We start from the raw sequence: 18019 nt of genomic DNA, 5'->3' as shown, positions 1-18019 counted from the left end.
ATGCATGGAACGACCCCTCGAGATCGCCTTTCACGGCGTCCAATCCTCACCCAGCATCGAGGCGGAGCTACGCGAATATGTCAGCAAGCTCGAAACTCGCTTCGGGCGGCTGCTGATCGGCTGCCGCGTCTCGGTGGAGGCGCTGCACCGCCAGCACCAGACCGGGAACCTCTACGAGGTGCATGTCGTGCTGTCGGTGCCCGGGCGCGATCTCGCCGTCTCCCGCGAGCCGCAGAAGGCCAGGGAGCGCTATGCCCGTCCCGATCTGCGGACCGCCATCCGCGACGCCTTCAAGGCAGCAGAGCGGCAGTTGATGGGCTTCAAGGAGCAACTGCGCGAGGACACGACGGCGCCTTCAGGGTCTTCGCTCACCGGCCAGGTGACCTTGATCGAGCCGGGGCAGGACCATGGTTTCATTCTGACCAGTACTGGTTCACAGCTTTATTTCCATCGCGACAGTGTCACCAATGGCCGGTTCGAGGATCTGCGCCAGGGGGACCCGGTTACCTATGTCGAGGAAGAGGGCAATGCCGGTCCGACTGCCACGAAAGTACGGGTGGTGGCCGGCTGAGGCAGTCCCGGGCTTGACTTCCCCTGCCATGCTGCTGCACTGGAGGGCGTGGAGCGCGGGTGTAGCTCAATGGTAGAGCCCCAGCCTTCCAAGCTGGTTGTGCGGGTTCGATTCCCGTCACCCGCTCCAGTCTCCACTCCGCCGATCCCTGGCCGGGCCGCACTCAAGGCATGCAGCGCCCGTTCATGACGGGTGCTCCGGCATCGGCGCGCGTCCCGGCAGCAGGACGGCGACGGCGTCGCAGAGTCGGTTGGCCGGCACCGGCTTGCGCAGCACCAGGATCGTACCATCCCCAGCCGTGCGCACAGCGCGCCGCAGGCTCGCGCCGGCATAATCGCTCAGCAGCACGGCCGGCAGTCCGGGATCGCGCTGCCGAGCCGCCTGGATCAGCGCCAGACCGTCCATGCCAGGCATCGCCAGGTCGGTGATCAGCACGTCCACGTTTCCGCTTACGCCCAGCCGCTCCAGCGCCGCGGGGCCGCTTGTGGCCAACGTGACCTCGTACTCCGCCGATTCCAGGGCAATGGCCAGCGTCTCCAGAGTCAGCGGATCGTTGTCGACCAGCAGCACGCGTCCGGCCCGCGCTGTAACCGTCCCTGCGGACTCGCAAGCGGTCGGCACTTCGCCCGTCGTCTCGCCACATGGCAGCCAGAGCGTGACACTGGTGCCATGCCCCAAGGCGCTCTCAAGGCGCAACACGCCCCCCTGCTGCTCGGCGAATTCCCGGGCCATCGACAGGCCGAGGCCTGTCCCCTTGTCCTCCGGCTTGGTGGTGAAGAACGGTTCCGTGGCCCGGGCCAGCGTCGTCGCGTCCATGCCATGCCCGGTATCGGTGACGGCAATGCGCAGATACGGCCCAGGGGCGAGCATGGCATCGCCCGGCGCGATGCTTCCGGCCGAAGCGGTCAAGGTCAGCGTGCCACCCTCGGGCATGGCGTCGCGGGCATTGGCAGCGAGATTGACCAGCACCACCTCCAGTTGCCCCTTGTCGGTACGCAGCATCGGCAGCCCGCCGGGTGTGTCCACCTGCAGGGCGATCTGGCGGCCGAGCGTGTGCCGCAGGACATCCTGCAGGCTTTGCAACACCGCCGCCACATCGACCTGTCCGGCGGCGATCTCGCCGCGCCGGGAGAACGCCAGCAGCCGGCTGGTAACGGCAGAGCCGCGCTCGGCCGCCTCCGAGATCATGCGGACCAGGCGCTGCAGACGCGCCGGGTCGCCGGTACTGCGCTCCATCAGCGACGCCGCCCCGGCAATCGTCTGCAGGATGCCGTTGAAGTCATGCGCCATCCCGCCGGCAAGCTGCCCGAGTGCCTGCATCCGCTCGCCGTGCACCAGCCGCTCCTGCATCCTGCGGGCAGCGGTCACGTCGCGCGCACTGAACAACACCAGCGGCTCGGCGCTGTCGGCATCGTCGAGCGGCACAACCACGATGTCCATCTCGACGTGAGAGCCGGCATAGTCGCGTGTCGCTTCGTAGCGGACGGGCGCCCGGCTGTGCAGGCAGGCCCGGGCATGCGCTTCGGCCTCCTGGGCAAGCGTGGGCGCGAACAACTCCGCGAAGCGCCGGCTGATAAGCTCGGCCCGGGGACGCCCAAGCAATCGCTCGGCCGCGGCATTGACGAATTCCAGGACGAAGCCGTCCACGCCCGCCCGCGCGACGGTGATGGTTTCCGGCAAGTGCTCGATCATCCGCCGCAGCCGCGCCTCGCTCTTTGCCACCCGCCGCTCCATGGCGCGCAGGTCGGAAAGGGCGCGGCCCTCCGGGATCAGCAGGGTGACCGCGCCGGTGGTGCGGTCGCGCACCGGCTTGAGCGAGAAATCGAAGACCGCTTCCTGGCCGTCAGCGCCGGCCAGGATCACCTCGTAGCGGATGAAACTTCCCGCGGCGGCACGCCGCACGGCTTCACGCAGCCGCGATTGCTGCGCCGGATCACCCGTCCACCACTCGGTCTCCCAGAAGGGCCGCCCGACCACGTCCTCGGCGCGCCGGCCGATGAAGGCGAGCGCCGCCGCGTTGGCCTCCAGCAGCGTGCCATCGGGGGCGAGCAGGCCAATGAACTGGAACTGGGCTTCGAAGATGGCGCGCAGCCGTGCGTCGCGGTCGGCGAGGCGGCGGGTGTGCTCGTCCACCTCGCGCTCGAGCAGCCCGGCATAGCCGCGCAGCGTTGCCTCGGCCTCGATGCGGGCGGTCACGTCCTGTACGATTGTCACCGCGCGCCGGGGGGCGCCGGTCGTCGGGGCGCGCTCGACCACGGCGCCGGAGACGCTGATCCAGCTCCAGCCGCCGTCGGGCCGGCGCATGCGGAATTCCGCGCCGAGCCGATCCCCGGTGCCCTGCAGCAGGCTGTGCCGCAATGCCTCGTGTCGCTTCCGGTCCTCGGGATGCACGTTCGCAGCGAAGGCGGCGAGCCTCGGATCATCGAAGGCGATCCATTCCTTTTCCGGAAATATCCCCCCGGTCATCGCGGCGCCGCGCAGGTCCAGCCGGCCGGTCATGCGTTCGAAGTCGAATTCCCAGACGCCCAGATCGGCAGCTTCCATGGCCAGGCGCAGTCGCGCCTCGTTCTCCGCCAGCGTGGTCTCCGCCTGCCTGCGGGCGTCGATGTCCTCGATGGTGCCAAGAATCCACTGTGGCATGCCGGTCGTGGGATCGCGGGCAAGGGTCGCGGAGGCACGCACCCAGACCGGCGTGCCGTCGTGGCGCAACTGGCGGAGTTCGCGCAGGAAGACCTGGATCTCGCCGGCGAGCAGGCTGGCGAGCCCTGTCTGGTGGGTGGCCCGGTCGTCGATGTGGGTGAAGTCCCAGGCGCTTCGCCCGATCATCGCCTCCGGCGGGTGGCCCAGGGTCCGTGCGAAGGCGGCATTGACGCGCAGGATGCGGCCGGTGGCGGCATCCGCCTGCAGCTTCCCCACGTCGTCCAGTTCGAAGTTTGAGGAGAACGTTTCTTCCTGGGCCGTCATCGCCTCCAGGGCCTTGCCTGCCGTCGCCGCGTGGTCGTGCTGGCCTGGCGCGTCCGCTCGGGAGGGGACGGGGGCAGGCGTCATCCCTTCGCTCATGGGCGCGGCCACCAGCAGCCGCGGTTCCGGGCGGTATCCCTCATGCTTGCCGGCCGCTCCACCGGCAGCGGCTCACGTGCCATCGGGGCCACTGTTCTATGGTGCATGATCGTCACTCTGACCTCGACCTTCGCCTTCTCCCCGGGTGACGAGACGTCGATGATTCGGATCACCGCTGATCCGGTGATGATGTCGGGGCCTCCGGTGTCGCAGCGGTCGGACGAAGACAGCGGCGGTGTCGCTCCTGCGGATGTGTGGCGCGCCAGGGGCGGTGCCAGAGGGCAATCTGACGGATTTGCATTCAACCCGGGTTCGCATCATTTCAAATGAAATAATATGTGCGAACTGATCAGCGTTGTTGATTAATCCGCATTCGTGGAGTCATGTCCATTCCATGAATATTGTGGATTATAAAATAAACTACTTAATGACGGCCGCCAAGGTTGGAGATTTGATTGTGCGTTTTAGCATGTAAACTAATGCGATATAATAGGTTATTTGAAAATGACCTGTATTGCACGTATATATTCACGGTTGTGCGCTGGCGTCATGATGGTCGACAGATCCATGAAGGCGCGAGCGGCGCATATGCGCAGGTGGCGCGAGCCGGCGGCGTGCAGGGAAGGGGGCGGGAACGGGCTGTCATGATCGGGCAGCGCTGCCATGCGGCAGTTGCCGGGGACAATTCCACGAAGCCAGGGGTGCCGTGCCCCGGCCCTTGGTTTTGCTGCTCCCGCCGGGGCAATCCCGGCCCGGGAGCCCCCGGACGGGGGGACACATGCCGCACCCGCCATCATGGGGGGCTGCGACTGCGTCCGGGTGGCCGTGTCCGTGAGGCAATTTTTTGAATTTTCAGGGAAAATTCTGGCGGGCCGCGGAGTCCCGGCAGGGCGCGCGTGATCCGTGGCGTGCCACCCCGCCCGGTCAAAGACAGGCCCGGAAGCGGCAGGCCGGCGCATAAGGCGGGTGCTTGCACCGGTCCGAAGGGGGCACATGGGCCATGGCGGCATGTCGTGGGGGGAGGGATCCGTTGCACGGGGCCTTGACAGAATGCCCGCCACCCTCTTTTTAGCCGCTCTCCGCTCCCTGCGTGTCGGGCGGTGCCTTCGGGCGCCGCGGCACCGTGCGGGAGCCGGTAGGGGTGTAGCTCAATTGGCTAGAGCGCCGGTCTCCAAAACCGGAGGTTGGGGGTTCGAGACCCTCCACCCCTGCCATTCTTTTCCGGACATGGAAGGCGACTCAGGAGTATGAGCGGCGTGGCGTTCGAACCGGTCAAGTTCTTCCGTGAGGTGCGTAGCGAGGTGGTCAAGGTCACCTGGCCCACCCGCAAGGAGACTCTCGTCACGACCGGCCTGGTGTTCGCCATGGCGGCGCTGGCTGCCCTGTTCTTCTTCCTCGCCGATCAGGTGATCGGCATATTCGTGCGCCTCCTGTTCGGCGTGGCGGGCTGAAGGGGACCGGCTGATGGCGAAGCGCTGGTACGTCGTCCACGTCTACTCCGGCTTCGAGAAGAAGATCGCCCAGCAGATCAAGGAGCAGGCCGCCCAGAAGGGGCTGGACGACCAGATCGAGGATGTGCTGGTCCCGTCGGAGCAGGTGGTCGAGATGCGGCGCGGCCAGAAGGTCAACGCCGAGCAGAAGTTCTTCCCCGGCTACGTCCTGGTGAAGATGGAGCTGACCGACGACGCCTGGCACCTGGTGAAGGACACACCCAAGGTCACCGGCTTCCTCGGCAGCAAGACGCGCCCGAGCCCGATCTCGGACTCCGAGGCTGACCGTATCCTCCGCCAGACCCAGGAAGGCGTCGACCGGCCGCGCCCCTCGGTGGTGTTCGAGGTCGGCGAGCAGGTGCGGGTCGCCGACGGCCCGTTCACCAGCTTCAACGGCGTGATCGAGGAAGTGGACGAGGAAAAGGGCCGGGTGAAGGTCAGCGTCTCGATCTTCGGCCGCTCCACCCCGGTCGAGCTGGAATACAATCAGGTCGAGAAGGTCTGATCCCGGCGACAAGGCCGCCGGCCTGTCGCACCGCATACCGCGCGCCGCGGGGGGCTCCCCCGTGGCAGCAGCCCCGTCTCTTCCGGCCCGATCCTGCCGCCCTTGCGCCGGGCCGGCCGCTCACGGGGCCCGGTTGCGCATCACCCGTTTCAGATCGCGTTCAATCCATTCGGCAGCGGTGCTGCCTGTCTGCCGCACCACCTCGCGCCATTCCGCGATATCGGCGACCTCGCCGGGATTGCGCTGCAGCAACTCCCGCTTGATGAAGGGGAAGCCGCTTTCCAGCAGGTCGCGCCACAGATCCGAGGTCGGATTGAGGGGTGTCCGCTTGCTGGAGGCCGTGCGGATATACTGGCGGTGGGTCAGGCGGCTCTTCACCATCGGGTCGAGCATGCCCGGGTAAGCCTTGGCCTCCGCGTCTGCTTCCGGTTCCATTTCGGCCTGGATCCCCCCGAGCGGCGGCACGCGGCGTACCAGGTCGCTGTAGCGCCAGACCGCTTCCACCCGCAGGCCTGCCTTCACCATCGCCTGGGTCAGGCCGATCTCGTAGCGGGAGATCACCCACCATTTGGAGGTGACCGGCCGCACCTTGCGCCAGAAATTGCGGAAGGCGGGATCGGTCAGCGCCGTGCGGCCGAACGCCAGGAAGAATGATTGCAGGTGATAGCGGCGCTGCCAGCTTTCGGTCAGGCCCCAGACATCGGCCTGGTTGAAATCCATGCGTGCCAGAATGTCGTCAAGCGGACGCAGTGGGCCATAGACGCTGTCATTGACCAGCAGCAGCATCTCGGTATCTGCCCGTGGCAGGTCGAGATGCTCGATCACCTCCCGCATGGCGCCGAAATCGTAGCCGATATTGCGCCGGATGATGATGCCGGCGCAGAGCGACTGCAGGGCGAACAGCGCCTCGCGACGCAGCCGGCCGGAATTGGTGACGAATATGACCGAAAAACCTGCGGCCTTGAGGGCTGCGACATGGTCCAGCACGTCCTGCCGCACCGCCCCGCCGCGATCGAAGTGAACGAAGGCGGCGATCCGCGGCCCCAAAGGGATCCCGTTCGCCGGCCAGACCTCCACGATCTGCGAGGGTTTGCGCAGGAAGCTCGCGCCATAGGACAGGATGGGGAGCCCGCGTTGACTGAAGATGCGCCAGCCGGTGACCGACAGGCGCAGGAATCGGCGAAACGTGCTCAAGATGGGGGGGCTCGCATCGGGCTGGAGGACAGAAGTCCTTGCCGGCACAGGGCGGAACGTGTCGGCGCAGGTTGAAGGTCAGACCCCGCATAAAACCACGGGCAGCACGGTCGCAAGCATGTTGTGCCCGGCTCCCCTGCCGGGGCGGCGTTGCGCGGGGGGAGGCGATCAGACCGTGAACTGCTCGGCGATGATCCGTTCCGACAGCCCCTGGTCGGGGTCGAACAGCACGGTTGCCGCCACGTGGTGGTCCTCGCTGACCGCAACCGAGACGACATCGCGCACTTCGGTATCGTCGGCGACCGCGGCGACCGGGCGCTTTTCGGATTCCAGCACCTCGAACAGCACCTCGGCGCTGGCCGGCAGCAGCGCGCCGCGCCAGCGTCGCGGCCGGAAGGCGGAGATCGGCGTCAGCGGCAGCACATTGGCCGAGAGCGGCACGATCGGCCCGTGCGCCGAAAGGTTGTAGGCGGTCGAGCCGGCCGGGGTGGACACCAGCACGCCGTCGCACATCAGTTCGGCCAGGCGCACCCGCCCGTCGATGGTGATGCGGATCTTGGCGGTCTGGCGGAACTGGCGCAGCAGCGACACTTCGTTCAGCGCCAGCGCCTCCTCGACCGTGCCGGTCGCGGTCACCGCGTGCATGCGCAAGGGCCGTAGCACCGCTGCCTGCGCGCGCGCGAGGCGCCCGTGCAGGTCATCCTCGCTGAAGGGATTCATCAGGAAACCGACCGAGCCGCAGTTCATGCCGTAGACCGGAATGTCGCGGCCGAGGATGCGGTGCAGCGTTTCCAGCATGAAGCCATCGCCGCCGAGCGAAACGATCATCTCCGCCTGTTCGATCGGGCAATTGCCGTAGCGTTCGGTCAGGCGTTCCCGCGCGGCGGCGGCGAGCGGGGTGGCGGAGGCGAGGATGGCCACGCGGTCGGTGCGCACCATCTGCTCGGTGTCGGGTTCGCTCCGCCCCACACCCGGAACCAGAGGGGCCATGGTCGGCTCAGGCCAGGCGCCGGTGCTCCAGCACCGGCATGTCGCGGCGCACCCTGGCGGTCATCGCCGGGTCGATGCGTGCGCTTGCCCAGCCGGTGCCGTCCGACACCTTCGCCACCACATGGCCCCAGGGATCGCAGATCAACGAATGGCCGTAGGTGAAGCGCGGCTCCAGCTTCGCGCCGTCCAGGTGGCGGCCCCAGCAGGCGGGGGCGGCGAACCAGCACTGGGTTTCGATGGCCCGGGCGCGGATCAGCGTTTCCCAGTGATCCTTGCCGGTTTGCAGGGTGAAGGCGGCCGGCAGGAAGATCAGCTCGGCGCCGGCGCGACGGAGTGCCAGGAACAGTTCGGGGAAGCGCACATCGTAGCAGATGGCGCAGCCGATCTTCAGCTCGCCGGCCTGCCAGGTGACGATCTCCTCGCCGGCGCCGTAGGTGGCGCTCTCGCGATAGCCCTGGCCGTCGGGGGTGACGATGTCGAACAGATGGATCTTGCGGTAGCGCGCCAGTTCCCGCCCGTCCGGGTCGAACACCACGGTGGTGTTGAACAGGCGGTCGCCGCCACGCTCGCCGATCGAGCCACCATGCACGTGGATGCGGTGCTCGCGGGCCACGCTGCGCAGGAACTCGTAGGCGGGGCCGCCGGTTTCGTTGCTGCCGCGCGGCGGCAGGTCCTCGGCCTGTTCGAACTTGGCGGCGCGGTCGCCGCCAAGGCAGGTCCAGATCTCCGGCAGGCTGACGATGTCGGGCCGGTCGGAAGCGATGGCGCCGGCGATCAGTGTCCGGGCCTGGGCGATGTTGTCCGCCTTCACATGACCCGGATTCATCTGCACCACGCTGACGCGCATTCCTTCCCCTCCTTGATCGCGGCACAGGCCGCAGGGCGGGGCCGAGGCTAGCAGCCGCGGCTCACCGTGGCCAGTCGAGCCGCGGTTCGCTGCGCCGGGCCGGCTGGCCGGGCGTGCGCCGGCGCGGGGCCTCGTCCTCCGGGGCGGTCGCCTGATCCGGCGGCGGTTCCTCGGCCCGCCGGATCAGCGGCGTGCTGGGATCCGGGGCGGGGCGCCAGCTCGGCTCGATCGGCGGCGTGCGGCGCGGGGCCGGCATCGGCGCGGGCGGGATCGGCGGGCGGACGAGTCGTTCCTCGGTGTCGCGGGGCGGTGGCGCGATCGGCGGCGGATCCGCCCAGGTCGAGCCCGATCCGCCGCCGCGCAATTCCGGCAGGCGCAGCACGATGGTGCGGATTTCCGCCTGGATCTCGTCCAGCCGCTCCTCGATCGCGTCCAGCCGGCCCTTGAGGCCGAACACGCTGAACGGCATCAGCAGGAACACGAGCAGGTACAGCAGTCCCGGCACCAGCACGGCGACGGGCACCCACCAGGGCAGCCAATCAGGCAACGGGAAGGGAAGCGTCATATCGGCAATGTAGCAGCGTGACCCGTGCAGGGCGAACCTCATGGCGGCTGGATTCCGCGACCCTCCCGTGTCAAATCTGAGCGCCTTCAACGAGGTACCGTCGATGCTGCTTTTGATCCCCGGTCCCGTCACCACCCGGCCGGAGGTTCGGGCGGCGATGGCGCAGGATTTCGCCCCCTGGGATAATGATTTCCGCATCCTCTATGCCGATCTGCGCGGGCGGGTGCGGGCCATTTCGGGCGGCGCGCGCGAAACCCACAGCGCCATCGCGTTGCAGGGCTGTGGTCATTTCGCAACCGAAGCGTCGTTGCGCAGCTTCGTGCCCCCCGGCGGGCGCATCCTGGTACCGGCGACCGGCCAGTATGCCGAGCGCATGATGCGCCTGGCGCGCGAGGCCGGCCGGGTGCCGGTGCCGCTCGCCGTTCCCGGGAACGGGACCGTCCAGCCGGAGGCGGTGGCGGCGGCGCTGGCCGCCGACCCCGGCATCGGCCATGTCGGGCTGGTCTACAGCGAGACCAGCTCGGGCGTGGTGCACGATCCCGCGCCGGTGGGGAAGGTGGTGCGCGAGGCGGGACGGCGGATGATCCTGGATGCCGTCTCGGCCTTCGGCGCGCTGCCGCTCGACGTCGCGGCGATGCCGGAGCTCGACGCGGTCGCCTTCACCTCGAACAAATGCCTGGAGGGCATGCCTGGCCTGTCCTTCTCGGTCGTCCGTCTCGACCGGCTGGAGGCCTGCGCCGGCCAGGCCGGAAGCTGGTCGTTCAATCTCGCGGATGTGCAGGCCCAGTACCGGCGCAGCGGCGATGGCAGCTTCCGCTTCACCCCGCCTGCCCAGGTGCTGGCGAGCCTGCGGGTGGCGCTCGACCTGTACGACGCGGAAGGCGGCCAGGCCGCGCGGCTGGCCCGCTACCGGGAGAACGCACGCGTGCTGTATGACGGCATGGTCTCGCTCGGCCTGCAGCCCTGCCTGGCGTGGGAGGTGCAGGGGCCGATCGTGGTGAACGTGCGGGCGCCGGCCGATCCGGCCTGGAGCCTGCAGGGCTTCGTCGATGCGCTGAAGTCGCGTGGCTTCCTGATCAGCAACTTCTACAACACCGCCGAACCGAGCTTCCGGGTCGGCTGCATCGGGGCAGTGACGCCCGAGGACATGCAGCGCTTCGTCGCGGCGGCGGATGCGGCGTTGCACGCGCTTGGCATCCGCAACCGCGCCCCGGTCGCATCGGCGGCCTGATTGCTTCCGGCGCCGCTTCCGCCCGGGCGGGCGGAAGCGGCGCCGGAACGATCTATTTTTGCCGCCGCCGGGCGCCGGTCTGGCATCCGCCCGGCCGGCTTGTCGGTAAAGACCGAGCTGTCGGATAAGTAATGACGCGGCAAGGCAAATGGCCCGGCCGCTACGCGTGGGGACGAGACGACACATGGCCACCGACATCGAGATTGCTCGCGCGACCAGGCTCCGCCCGATCGCCGAGATCGCGGCCCGCGCCGGCATTCCTGCCGATGCGCTGGAGCCCTATGGGCGTTACAAGGCCAAGGTCGGCCTCGATTTCGTCCGCTCGGTGGAGGATCGTCCGGAAGGGGCGCTGGTGCTGGTCACCGGCATCAATCCGACCCCCGCGGGGGAGGGCAAGACCACCACGACCATCGGCCTCGGCGACGCGCTGAACGCGCTCGGCCAGCGTACGCTGATCTGCCTGCGCGAACCCAGCCTCGGCCCCTGCTTCGGCCTCAAGGGCGGTGCCACCGGCGGCGGGCGCGCCCAGGTCGCCCCGATGGAAGAAATCAACCTGCATTTCACGGGGGATTTCCATGCCATCACCGCGGCCAACAACCTGCTCGCGGCGATGGTGGACAACCACCTCTACTGGGGCAACGAACTCGGCCTCGATCCGCGCCGCATCACCTGGCGTCGCGCCATCGACATGAATGACCGCGCGCTGCGCAGCATCGTCACCAGCCTGGGCGGGGCGGCCAACGGCTTCCCGCGCGAAGACGGGTTCGACATCACCGTCGCCTCCGAAGTGATGGCGGTGTTCTGCCTCGCCCGCGACTTCGACGACCTGCGCGACCGGCTCGGCCGCATGGTGGTGGGCACGCGGCGCGACGGGTCGATGGTGCGGGCGAGCGACCTGAAGGCGGATGGCGCCATGGCGGCATTGCTGCGCGATGCGCTGCAGCCCAACCTGGTGCAGACCCTGGAAGGGTCCCCCGCGCTGGTGCATGGCGGCCCCTTCGCCAATATCGCGCATGGGTGCAATTCGCTGCAGGCGACCCGGTTGGGCATGCGGCTGGCCGACATCGTGGTCACCGAGGCCGGGTTCGGCGCCGACCTGGGCGGGGAGAAGTTCCTCGACATCAAGTGCCGGGTGGAGAAGATCGCGCCGTCCTGCGCGGTGGTGGTGGCGACGCTGCGGGCACTGAAGATGCATGGCGGCGTCGCCAAGTCCGCGCTTGGCCGCGAGGATCCCGCGGCGGTCGCGCGCGGCGTGGTCAACTTGGTGCGCCACGTCGAGAACATGGGCAAGTTCGGCCTGCCCGTGCTGGTGGCGCTGAATCGCTTTACATCCGACACGGATGCCGAGATCGCGGTGGTGCAGGAGGCGATGGCCCGGCTGGGGACGCAGGCCTATCTCTGCACGCACTGGAGCGATGGTGCCGCCGGGGCGACGGACCTGGCGCGCGCCGTGCTGGAACGCATCGGCGCGCATACCGCGCGCTACCATCCGCTTTATCCCGACGAGATGAAGCTGGCCGAGAAGATCCGCACCATCGCCCGCGAGATCTATCGGGCCGCCGATGTCAGCCTGCCCCCTGCGGTCGTGAAGAAGCTGGCGGCCTGGGAGGCGGCGGGCTTCGGCCACGTGCCGGTCTGCATCGCCAAGACTCAGTACAGCTTCAGCGCCGATCCGACGCAGCTCGGCGCCCCCGAGGGCCACGTGCTGCCGGTGCGCGACGTCCGCCTTTCGGCCGGGGCTGGTTTCGTGGTCGCGATCTGCGGCGACATCATGACCATGCCCGGCCTGCCGCGCGTGCCGGCCGCCGAGGCAATCAGCCTGTCGGCGGACGGGTTGATCGACGGCCTGTTCTGACAGGCGATCCAGGATCGTGCTCCGGCGGGACCAAACATCCCGCCGGAAGGGTCATTCCACGGTTTCCATGGCATCGAAGGCCCGGCACAGCTCCTCCGGCCATGGCGGATCATCCGCCGTCCCGTAGGCCCGGGCGAGCTGGGTTTTCAACCAGACATCGAACGCAGATTTCTCTCGCCCTGGGGGCGGGAGGGGCTGCCGTCCGTCGAGGGGCCACGTGCCATCCATGCCGGCCTAAAAGACCGAAGGGCCCCGGTGGTTCCAAATATTGCGGTCGGCCAACCGTTTCGCACCGATCATGAGGTCGTGTGACGGCCGGGTTCCCTCATTGCGCCAGTCCCGCCCCGCGCAGGAGCGTGGCGGCCAGGGCCTGACCGAGGCAGGCACTCAGGCGATCGGCGATTTTCGCCCGGTCCGCCCGTCGCGCGGTTTCCAGGTCGACCCCGCCGGCTTCCACCCAGTGGCGGATCAGGTCGAAGCGGTGGAACAGCACGATCTGGTTGCGGCGCGCCACCTGGTCGAGCGCCTGCCGGTAGGGAACCAGTTCGGCATGGGACTGCAGCAGCCGGCTGAACTGCGGATCCACCAGCACCAGGTCGGCGCCGACGCGCCGCACCGCCTCGGCGCCCGTATCGAGCGTCCGGCCCAGCTCCGCCGCCGGCAGTCGGCGCACCGCCTCGACCGTGCCGGTCTGCCAGATCACCAGGTCGATGCCGTGGCCATCGAGTTCCTGGATCAGCATGGGAAGCATCGCCGTGGCGGTCATGCCGCGCTGCCCTTGCACGGTTAGCCGGATATCGACGCCGGGGAAGGCGGCCCGCAGATCCTGGGCCATATGGTCGGCGAAGGACCCCTCGCTGCGGCCGTTCGGGCCTAGTACGGAGCCGGACCCGAGTGCCAGGATATCCAGCCTGCTGGCCTTCAGGGCGGCGGCCACATGGGGCAGCGACCCTGGGGCGACGGTGGGGGCGGCGATATCGGGGGAGAAAGGGCAATCCGGGCTTGCCATGGCCGGGCGGATCGCAACCGAGGCCAGCAGCAGGGCAGCAAGAAGGATGCGGCGCATGGACGCTCCGCGTATCAGTGCCGTCCCGATGCGACAAGGGTGGCTGGCGCGGGATCAGCCGTGTGCGAGGCGGGAAAGGGCCTGGGGCCGCTGCCTTGCAGCAGGCGGGTGGCGAGCAGGTCGGGCGTCAGCGGGACCAGCCCATCGGCGGCTCCCGCACCGATCCCGGCTTCCGCCAGGGCCAGCCCGGCCTGGGCCGCCGCCAGCACCCCGCCAAGCCGGCGGGCCTGATCCAGCCGGGTCGCGATCAGCTTGCGCGCGCCCCACGCCGCGTAGGCGCCAGCGAGGTCAGCCGCCTCGGCGGCGTCGAGCCCGGCCGGCAGCACCACCACCGGCTCCGCTTCGGCGATGCCGGCCAGGGCCATGGTTTCCTCGCGCTGAGCGGGATCGAAAGGATCGGTGCCCGGCGTGTCGATCAGGACGGGGGCCGCTTGCGCCCGGTGGGCGAGGCCGCGAGCCAGGGCCGGGGGGGTGCTGGCGACCAGAAGCTGCAACCCGAGCAGGCGGGTAAAGGCGGCGAGCTGTTCGGCCGCGCCGGCCCGTCGGCCGTCGGTGGTGATGACCAGGGGGGTGATGCCGCCCATCACCAGACGGGTCGCGAGCCGGGCCACGCTGAGCGTCTTGCCCGCTCCCGGCGGGCCGACCAGCAGCAGCGGCTTTGCCCCTGGCTGCAGGTCCAGCGACGCGAAACGCAGCGCGACCGACAAGGCGAAGGGAAGCGGGCCTGTCTGCAGCCGGCGGGCCAGATCGGCCGGCAAATTGTGCCAGAGCAGCGCCTGGGCGCGCTGTGGCGCGGGGGGTGAAGGCTCGACCACGGTCGTGACCTCGACGCCGCCGGTCACGGGGCGGGTTTCGAGAATGACCGCGTCCGGGCCGAGTTCGGATCGGATCAGGGCGACAGCTTCCGCCGTGTCGGCCGCGCGGTACCGTTTCAGCCGCATGGTCTGGCCCCTTTCAGGGTTCCGGCGTGGCAAGGAAGGCCAGGGCTCTGCCCTGGACCCGGCAGGGGCCAGGGGGCCCCTGCACCCCAATCGCGCTGCGCGGCAAAGAATGGGATCCAAGGGCCGATGGCCCTTGGTGGAGGTCCAGGAGGCAAAGCCTCCTGGTAGGGTCCGGGGCAACGCCCCGGCGCAGTCGCCCCGTTGGCATCAGATGCTTCCCACCGTGCGGATCCGTACCCGCGGGAAGATCTCCGCCTGTGCGAGCACGGGCGTCAGTGGCCGGATCCGTTCGACGATGGCCCGCACATGCAGGCGAATGCCGCCGCTGGTGAGCAGCACGGCCGGCTCGCCCGCCGCCGCGGCGGCGTCGAAGGCCGTGCGCAGGCGCTGCATAAAGTCGCTGACCTGCGAGGGGGGCATGGCGAGCTGGCGGTCCTCGGGGGGGCCGACCAGCGCCGTGGCGAAGGCGCTTTCCCATTCGGGGGACATGGTGACCAGCGGGATATAGCCGGACGGCCCAAGATGGGCATCGCTGATCTGGCGCGCGAGCCGTGCCCGCACATGCCCGACGATGGCCGGGATCACGCGCGCACCGCCGGTGCAGGCTTCCTGCACGCCTTCGAGGATGGTCGGCAGGTCGCGGATGGAGATGCGCTCGGCCAGCAGCATCTGCAGCACGCGTTGCACGCCGCTCACGGTGATCTGGCCCGGGATCAGCTCGGCCACCAGCTTCTGCTGCTCGCGTGGCAGGTCGTCGAGCAGCTTCTGGGTCTCGGCGAAGCTGAGCAGCTCCGGCATGGTCTGCCTGACGATCTCGGTGAGATGGGTGGCCAGCACGCTGGCGGGATCGACCACGGTGCAGCCCCGGAACACCGCGTTCTCCCGCGTGGCGGGATCGATCCAAAGGGCGGGCAGGCCGAAGGCAGGTTCGATGGTGCGTTCGCCGGGCAGGTCGGGCACGCCGCCCGATGGATCCATCGCCAGCAACTGGCCGGCGCGGATCTCGCCCTTTCCGGCCTCGATTTCCTTGATGCGGACGGAATAGGCGTCGGCTGCGAGCTGCATGTTGTCCTGGATCCGCACCGGCGGCAGCACGAAACCCATTTCGACGGCGATCGACCGGCGCATCACCTTGATCTGTTCGGTCAGCCGCGGCGTCTCGCCGCCAGCGAGCCCAAGCAGGCCGAGACCGAGCTCGAGCCGGATCATGTCCATGCGCAAGGCTTCGGCGATCGGCGGCTCGGCCGGCGCGGCCGGGGCCGGTGGCTCGGCCTGCGCCGTGGCGGTGCCGGCGTGGTGGCGGGCATAGGCGCCCGCGGCGGCGAGGCCGGCGATGGCCAGGAACGGCAGGGCGGGCAGACCGGGCATCAGCGCCAGCAGGGCGGCCGCGCCGGCGGCCAGGGCGAGTGGCTTGGGATTGCCGCCGAGCTGGCGCATCAGCGCCGCATCCGCGGAGCCCTCGGTGCCCCCCTTGGTCACCACGATGCCCGCGGCGGTGGAAACCAGCAGGGCGGGGATCTGCGAGACCAGCCCGTCGCCCACGGTCAGCGTGGTGAAGGTGGTGGCGGCGTCGGCGAAGGGCATGCCGTGCCGCACCAGGCCGATCGCGAGCCCGCCCAGGATGTTGATGAAGGTGATCAGCAGGCCGGCGATGGCATCGCCGCGCACGAACTTGGCGGCGCCGTCCATCGCACCGTAGAAGCCGCTTTCCTCTTCCAGTTCACGTCGGCGTACCCGTGCCGTCGCTTCGTCGATCGCGCCCGAGGACAGCTCGGCGTCGATCGCCATCTGCTTGCCCGGCATCGCGTCCAGGCTGAACCGGGCGGCGACCTCGGCGATGCGGCCCGAACCCTTGGTGATCACCATGAAGTTCACCACCAGCAGGATGGCGAACAGGATCAGGCCGATCACCACGTCGCCGCCCATCAGGAAGCCGCCGAAGGCCTGCACCACATGGCCGGCGGCGGCCGGGCCTTCGTGGCCGTGCGAGAGGATCAGCCGGGTGGTGGCGACGTTCAGCGACAGGCGCAGCAGCGTGGTCAGCAGCAGCAGCGTGGGAAAGCTGGTGAAGTCGAGCGGCCGGTGCAGGAACAGGGCCACCATCAGCACCAGCACCGAAGCGGTGAGCGAGATGGCGAGACCAAGATCGAGCACCACCGGCGGAAGCGGCAGGATCAGCACCGACAGCAGGGCCACCACGCCGAGTGCCAGCCATATATCCGTCCCCGGCGCGCGGCCGCGCAGCCTGGCGGCGAAGTCCTGGAGGTTGAGCGGAATTCCCTCGGCCATGGCGGATCAGGACCCGAGCGGGATGGCGAGGCCGGCCGGCGGTGGTGGTACCGCCAGCCCTTGCCCGGCATAATCCCGCAGCTTGTTGCGCAACGCGCGGATGGAGATTCCCAGGATGGTCGCCGCATGCGTGCGGTTGCCCAGGGTGTGGACCAGTGTCTGCAGGATCAGGTCACGCTCGACATCGTCCATGCGCCGACCGACCAGTCCGGCGACCGCATCTCCCCCCCAGGCGCAGGGCGACATCGTCGTCGGTACGGCCATGATCGCTCCCGCCGGGGCCTCGCCGGCAGCGGCCGTACCGCAGGCAGTCCCCGGCGCGAGCTCGATGGCACCGGCATCGAGCTCCGCGCCATCGGCGAGCAGGACGGCGCGATGCAGCGTGTTCTCCAGCTCGCGCACATTGCCGCGCCAGGTATGGTTGGTGAGGCGAAGCAGCGCCGCCGGCGTGAGGCGGCGTTGCGGCAGGCCGTTCACCTCCGCATAGTGTCGCGTGAAATGCTCGGCCAGCACGGCGATGTCGCCGGGGCGCTCACGCAGCGCGGGAATGCGCAGCGTCACCACGTTCAGGCGGAAATACAGATCCTCGCGGAAGGTGCCGCGTGCCACTTCGCCCGGCAGGTCGCGGTTGGTGGTGGCCAGGATGCGGACATTCACGCGCACCGGCGCATTGCCGCCGAGCCGGTCGATCTCCCGCTCCTGGATGGCGCGCAGCAGCTTGGCCTGCAGCCGCACATCCATCTCGCTGATCTCGTCGAGCAGCAACGTGCCGCCGTTGGCCGCCTCGAACTTGCCCACCCGGCGTGCCACCGCGCCGCTGAAGGCCCCCTTTTCGTGGCCGAACAGCTCGGATTCCAACAGATGATCGGGGATGGCAGCGCAGTTCAGCGCCACGAAGGGGCCGCCGGCCCGGCGCGAACGACGGTGGATGTGGCGTGCCAGCACTTCCTTGCCGGTGCCGCTCTCGCCGGTGATCAGCACCGAGGCATCCGCGCTGGCCACCTGCTCGGCCCGCCGGATGGCGGCGAGCATGACCGGGTCGCGTGCCACCAGGGTGTGGCTTTCGCCGCTCGCGGCCTGCAGGATGGCGGCGATCAGGTCCGGGTCGGCCGGCAATGGCAGGAACTCGCGCGCCCCGGCGCGGATGGCGCGCACGGCGGCATCCGCATCGGCATCGATGCCGCAGGCCACCACCGGGATCGCCATGCGCTCGGCGGCAAGCGCCCGCACCAGGGCCGCCACGTCGTGCGCGACATCGCACAGCACCAGATCGAAATGGCCGTCCCCGCGCAGGCGGGCGAGTCCGGGCTCGGGGGCGTCGGCCTGTTCGAGCCGGGCGCCACGCGCCATCGCCATGCGGGCCGCCTGCCCCAGCTCGCCTGCGAGCGAGCCGATGATCAGAACGCGCATCATCC

Annotated in this window: 15 protein-coding genes and 2 tRNA genes; 8 read left to right on the top strand and 9 right to left on the bottom strand. The window is 69.2% G+C overall.

The window, feature by feature from the left end; all coding sequences use genetic code 11:
- Positions 1–4 precede the first annotated feature (4 nt).
- Together NBY65_RS08470 and NBY65_RS08465 are read left to right on the top strand one after the other, a co-directional pair.
- A complete protein-coding gene (locus tag NBY65_RS08470; RefSeq protein ID WP_150040585.1) occupies positions 5–571 on the top strand; it encodes an HPF/RaiA family ribosome-associated protein in 567 nt (188 codons plus the stop codon).
- 55 nt (positions 572–626) lie between these two features.
- Positions 627–700 (top strand) — tRNA-Gly (locus tag NBY65_RS08465).
- Between the two features lie 54 nt (positions 701–754).
- On the opposite strand, the gene NBY65_RS08460 is transcribed toward NBY65_RS08465, so the two are convergent.
- Entirely contained in the window at positions 755–3619 is a 2865-nt protein-coding gene (locus NBY65_RS08460; RefSeq protein ID WP_162530520.1) for a hybrid sensor histidine kinase/response regulator, read from the bottom strand.
- 117 nt (positions 3620–3736) lie between these two features.
- Between NBY65_RS08460 and NBY65_RS08455 the strand changes: the two genes are divergently transcribed.
- The 4 genes from NBY65_RS08455 (at position 3737) to nusG (ending at position 5626) form a co-directional block, all read left to right on the top strand.
- Positions 3737–3961 (top strand): hypothetical protein, encoded by a 225-nt coding sequence (locus tag NBY65_RS08455; RefSeq protein WP_150040583.1) that lies wholly within the window; start codon positions 3737–3739, stop codon positions 3959–3961.
- An 807-nt stretch (positions 3962–4768) separates the two neighbouring features.
- Positions 4769–4845 (top strand) — tRNA-Trp (locus tag NBY65_RS08450).
- Between the two features lie 42 nt (positions 4846–4887).
- Positions 4888–5082, top strand: coding sequence for a preprotein translocase subunit SecE (gene secE, locus NBY65_RS08445; RefSeq protein ID WP_150040582.1), 195 nt, complete (start codon positions 4888–4890; stop codon positions 5080–5082).
- A 13-nt stretch (positions 5083–5095) separates the two neighbouring features.
- Entirely contained in the window at positions 5096–5626 is a 531-nt protein-coding gene (gene nusG / locus NBY65_RS08440) for a transcription termination/antitermination protein NusG (RefSeq protein WP_150040581.1), read from the top strand.
- 120 nt (positions 5627–5746) lie between these two features.
- Here nusG and NBY65_RS08435 read toward each other — a convergent pair whose 3' ends face one another.
- The 4 genes from NBY65_RS08435 to NBY65_RS08420 all read right to left on the bottom strand — a co-directional run bounded on the left by NBY65_RS08435 (position 5747) and on the right by NBY65_RS08420 (position 9264).
- A complete protein-coding gene (locus NBY65_RS08435; protein WP_239002766.1) occupies positions 5747–6820 on the bottom strand; it encodes a rhamnan synthesis F family protein in 1074 nt (357 codons plus the stop codon).
- Positions 6821–6988: 168 nt separating this feature from the next.
- Positions 6989–7759 (bottom strand): NAD kinase, encoded by a 771-nt coding sequence (locus tag NBY65_RS08430; protein ID WP_239002772.1) that lies wholly within the window; start codon positions 7757–7759, stop codon positions 6989–6991.
- 58 nt (positions 7760–7817) lie between these two features.
- Complete coding sequence (locus tag NBY65_RS08425) at positions 7818–8657, bottom strand: carbon-nitrogen hydrolase family protein (protein ID WP_150040579.1); 840 nt, start codon at positions 8655–8657, stop codon at positions 7818–7820.
- Positions 8658–8718: 61 nt separating this feature from the next.
- Positions 8719–9264, bottom strand: coding sequence for a hypothetical protein (locus NBY65_RS08420; RefSeq protein WP_150040578.1), 546 nt, complete (start codon positions 9262–9264; stop codon positions 8719–8721).
- Positions 9265–9325: 61 nt separating this feature from the next.
- Here NBY65_RS08420 and NBY65_RS08415 point away from each other — a divergent pair, with 61 nt between their 5' ends.
- Together NBY65_RS08415 and NBY65_RS08410 are read left to right on the top strand one after the other, a co-directional pair.
- A complete protein-coding gene (locus tag NBY65_RS08415) occupies positions 9326–10453 on the top strand; it encodes a 2-aminoethylphosphonate--pyruvate transaminase (RefSeq protein WP_150040577.1) in 1128 nt (375 codons plus the stop codon).
- Positions 10454–10637: 184 nt separating this feature from the next.
- Positions 10638–12308: a formate--tetrahydrofolate ligase gene (locus tag NBY65_RS08410; protein WP_150040576.1), complete on the top strand. Its 1671-nt coding sequence runs from the start codon at positions 10638–10640 to the stop codon at positions 12306–12308.
- 325 nt (positions 12309–12633) lie between these two features.
- On the opposite strand, the gene NBY65_RS08405 is transcribed toward NBY65_RS08410, so the two are convergent.
- From NBY65_RS08405 to NBY65_RS08390, 4 genes are all read right to left on the bottom strand, one after another.
- Positions 12634–13374, bottom strand: coding sequence for an SGNH/GDSL hydrolase family protein (locus NBY65_RS08405; protein ID WP_150040575.1), 741 nt, complete (start codon positions 13372–13374; stop codon positions 12634–12636).
- Positions 13375–13388: 14 nt separating this feature from the next.
- Positions 13389–14315: a flagellar biosynthesis protein FlhF gene (locus NBY65_RS08400; RefSeq protein WP_150040574.1), complete on the bottom strand. Its 927-nt coding sequence runs from the start codon at positions 14313–14315 to the stop codon at positions 13389–13391.
- A gap of 207 nt (positions 14316–14522) precedes the next feature.
- Positions 14523–16604: a flagellar biosynthesis protein FlhA gene (gene flhA, locus NBY65_RS08395; protein ID WP_150040573.1), complete on the bottom strand. Its 2082-nt coding sequence runs from the start codon at positions 16602–16604 to the stop codon at positions 14523–14525.
- 6 nt (positions 16605–16610) lie between these two features.
- Positions 16611–18014 carry a sigma-54 interaction domain-containing protein gene (locus NBY65_RS08390; RefSeq protein ID WP_150040599.1) on the bottom strand — a complete coding sequence of 468 codons (1404 nt, stop codon included), beginning with the start codon at positions 18012–18014 and terminating at the stop codon, positions 16611–16613.
- Positions 18015–18019 lie beyond the last annotated feature (5 nt).

It is taken from the genome of Rhodovastum atsumiense (assembly GCF_937425535.1).
Taxonomy (GTDB): Bacteria; Pseudomonadota; Alphaproteobacteria; order Acetobacterales; family Acetobacteraceae; genus Rhodovastum; species Rhodovastum atsumiense.
This window is presented reverse-complemented; position numbering and strand designations above follow the sequence as displayed.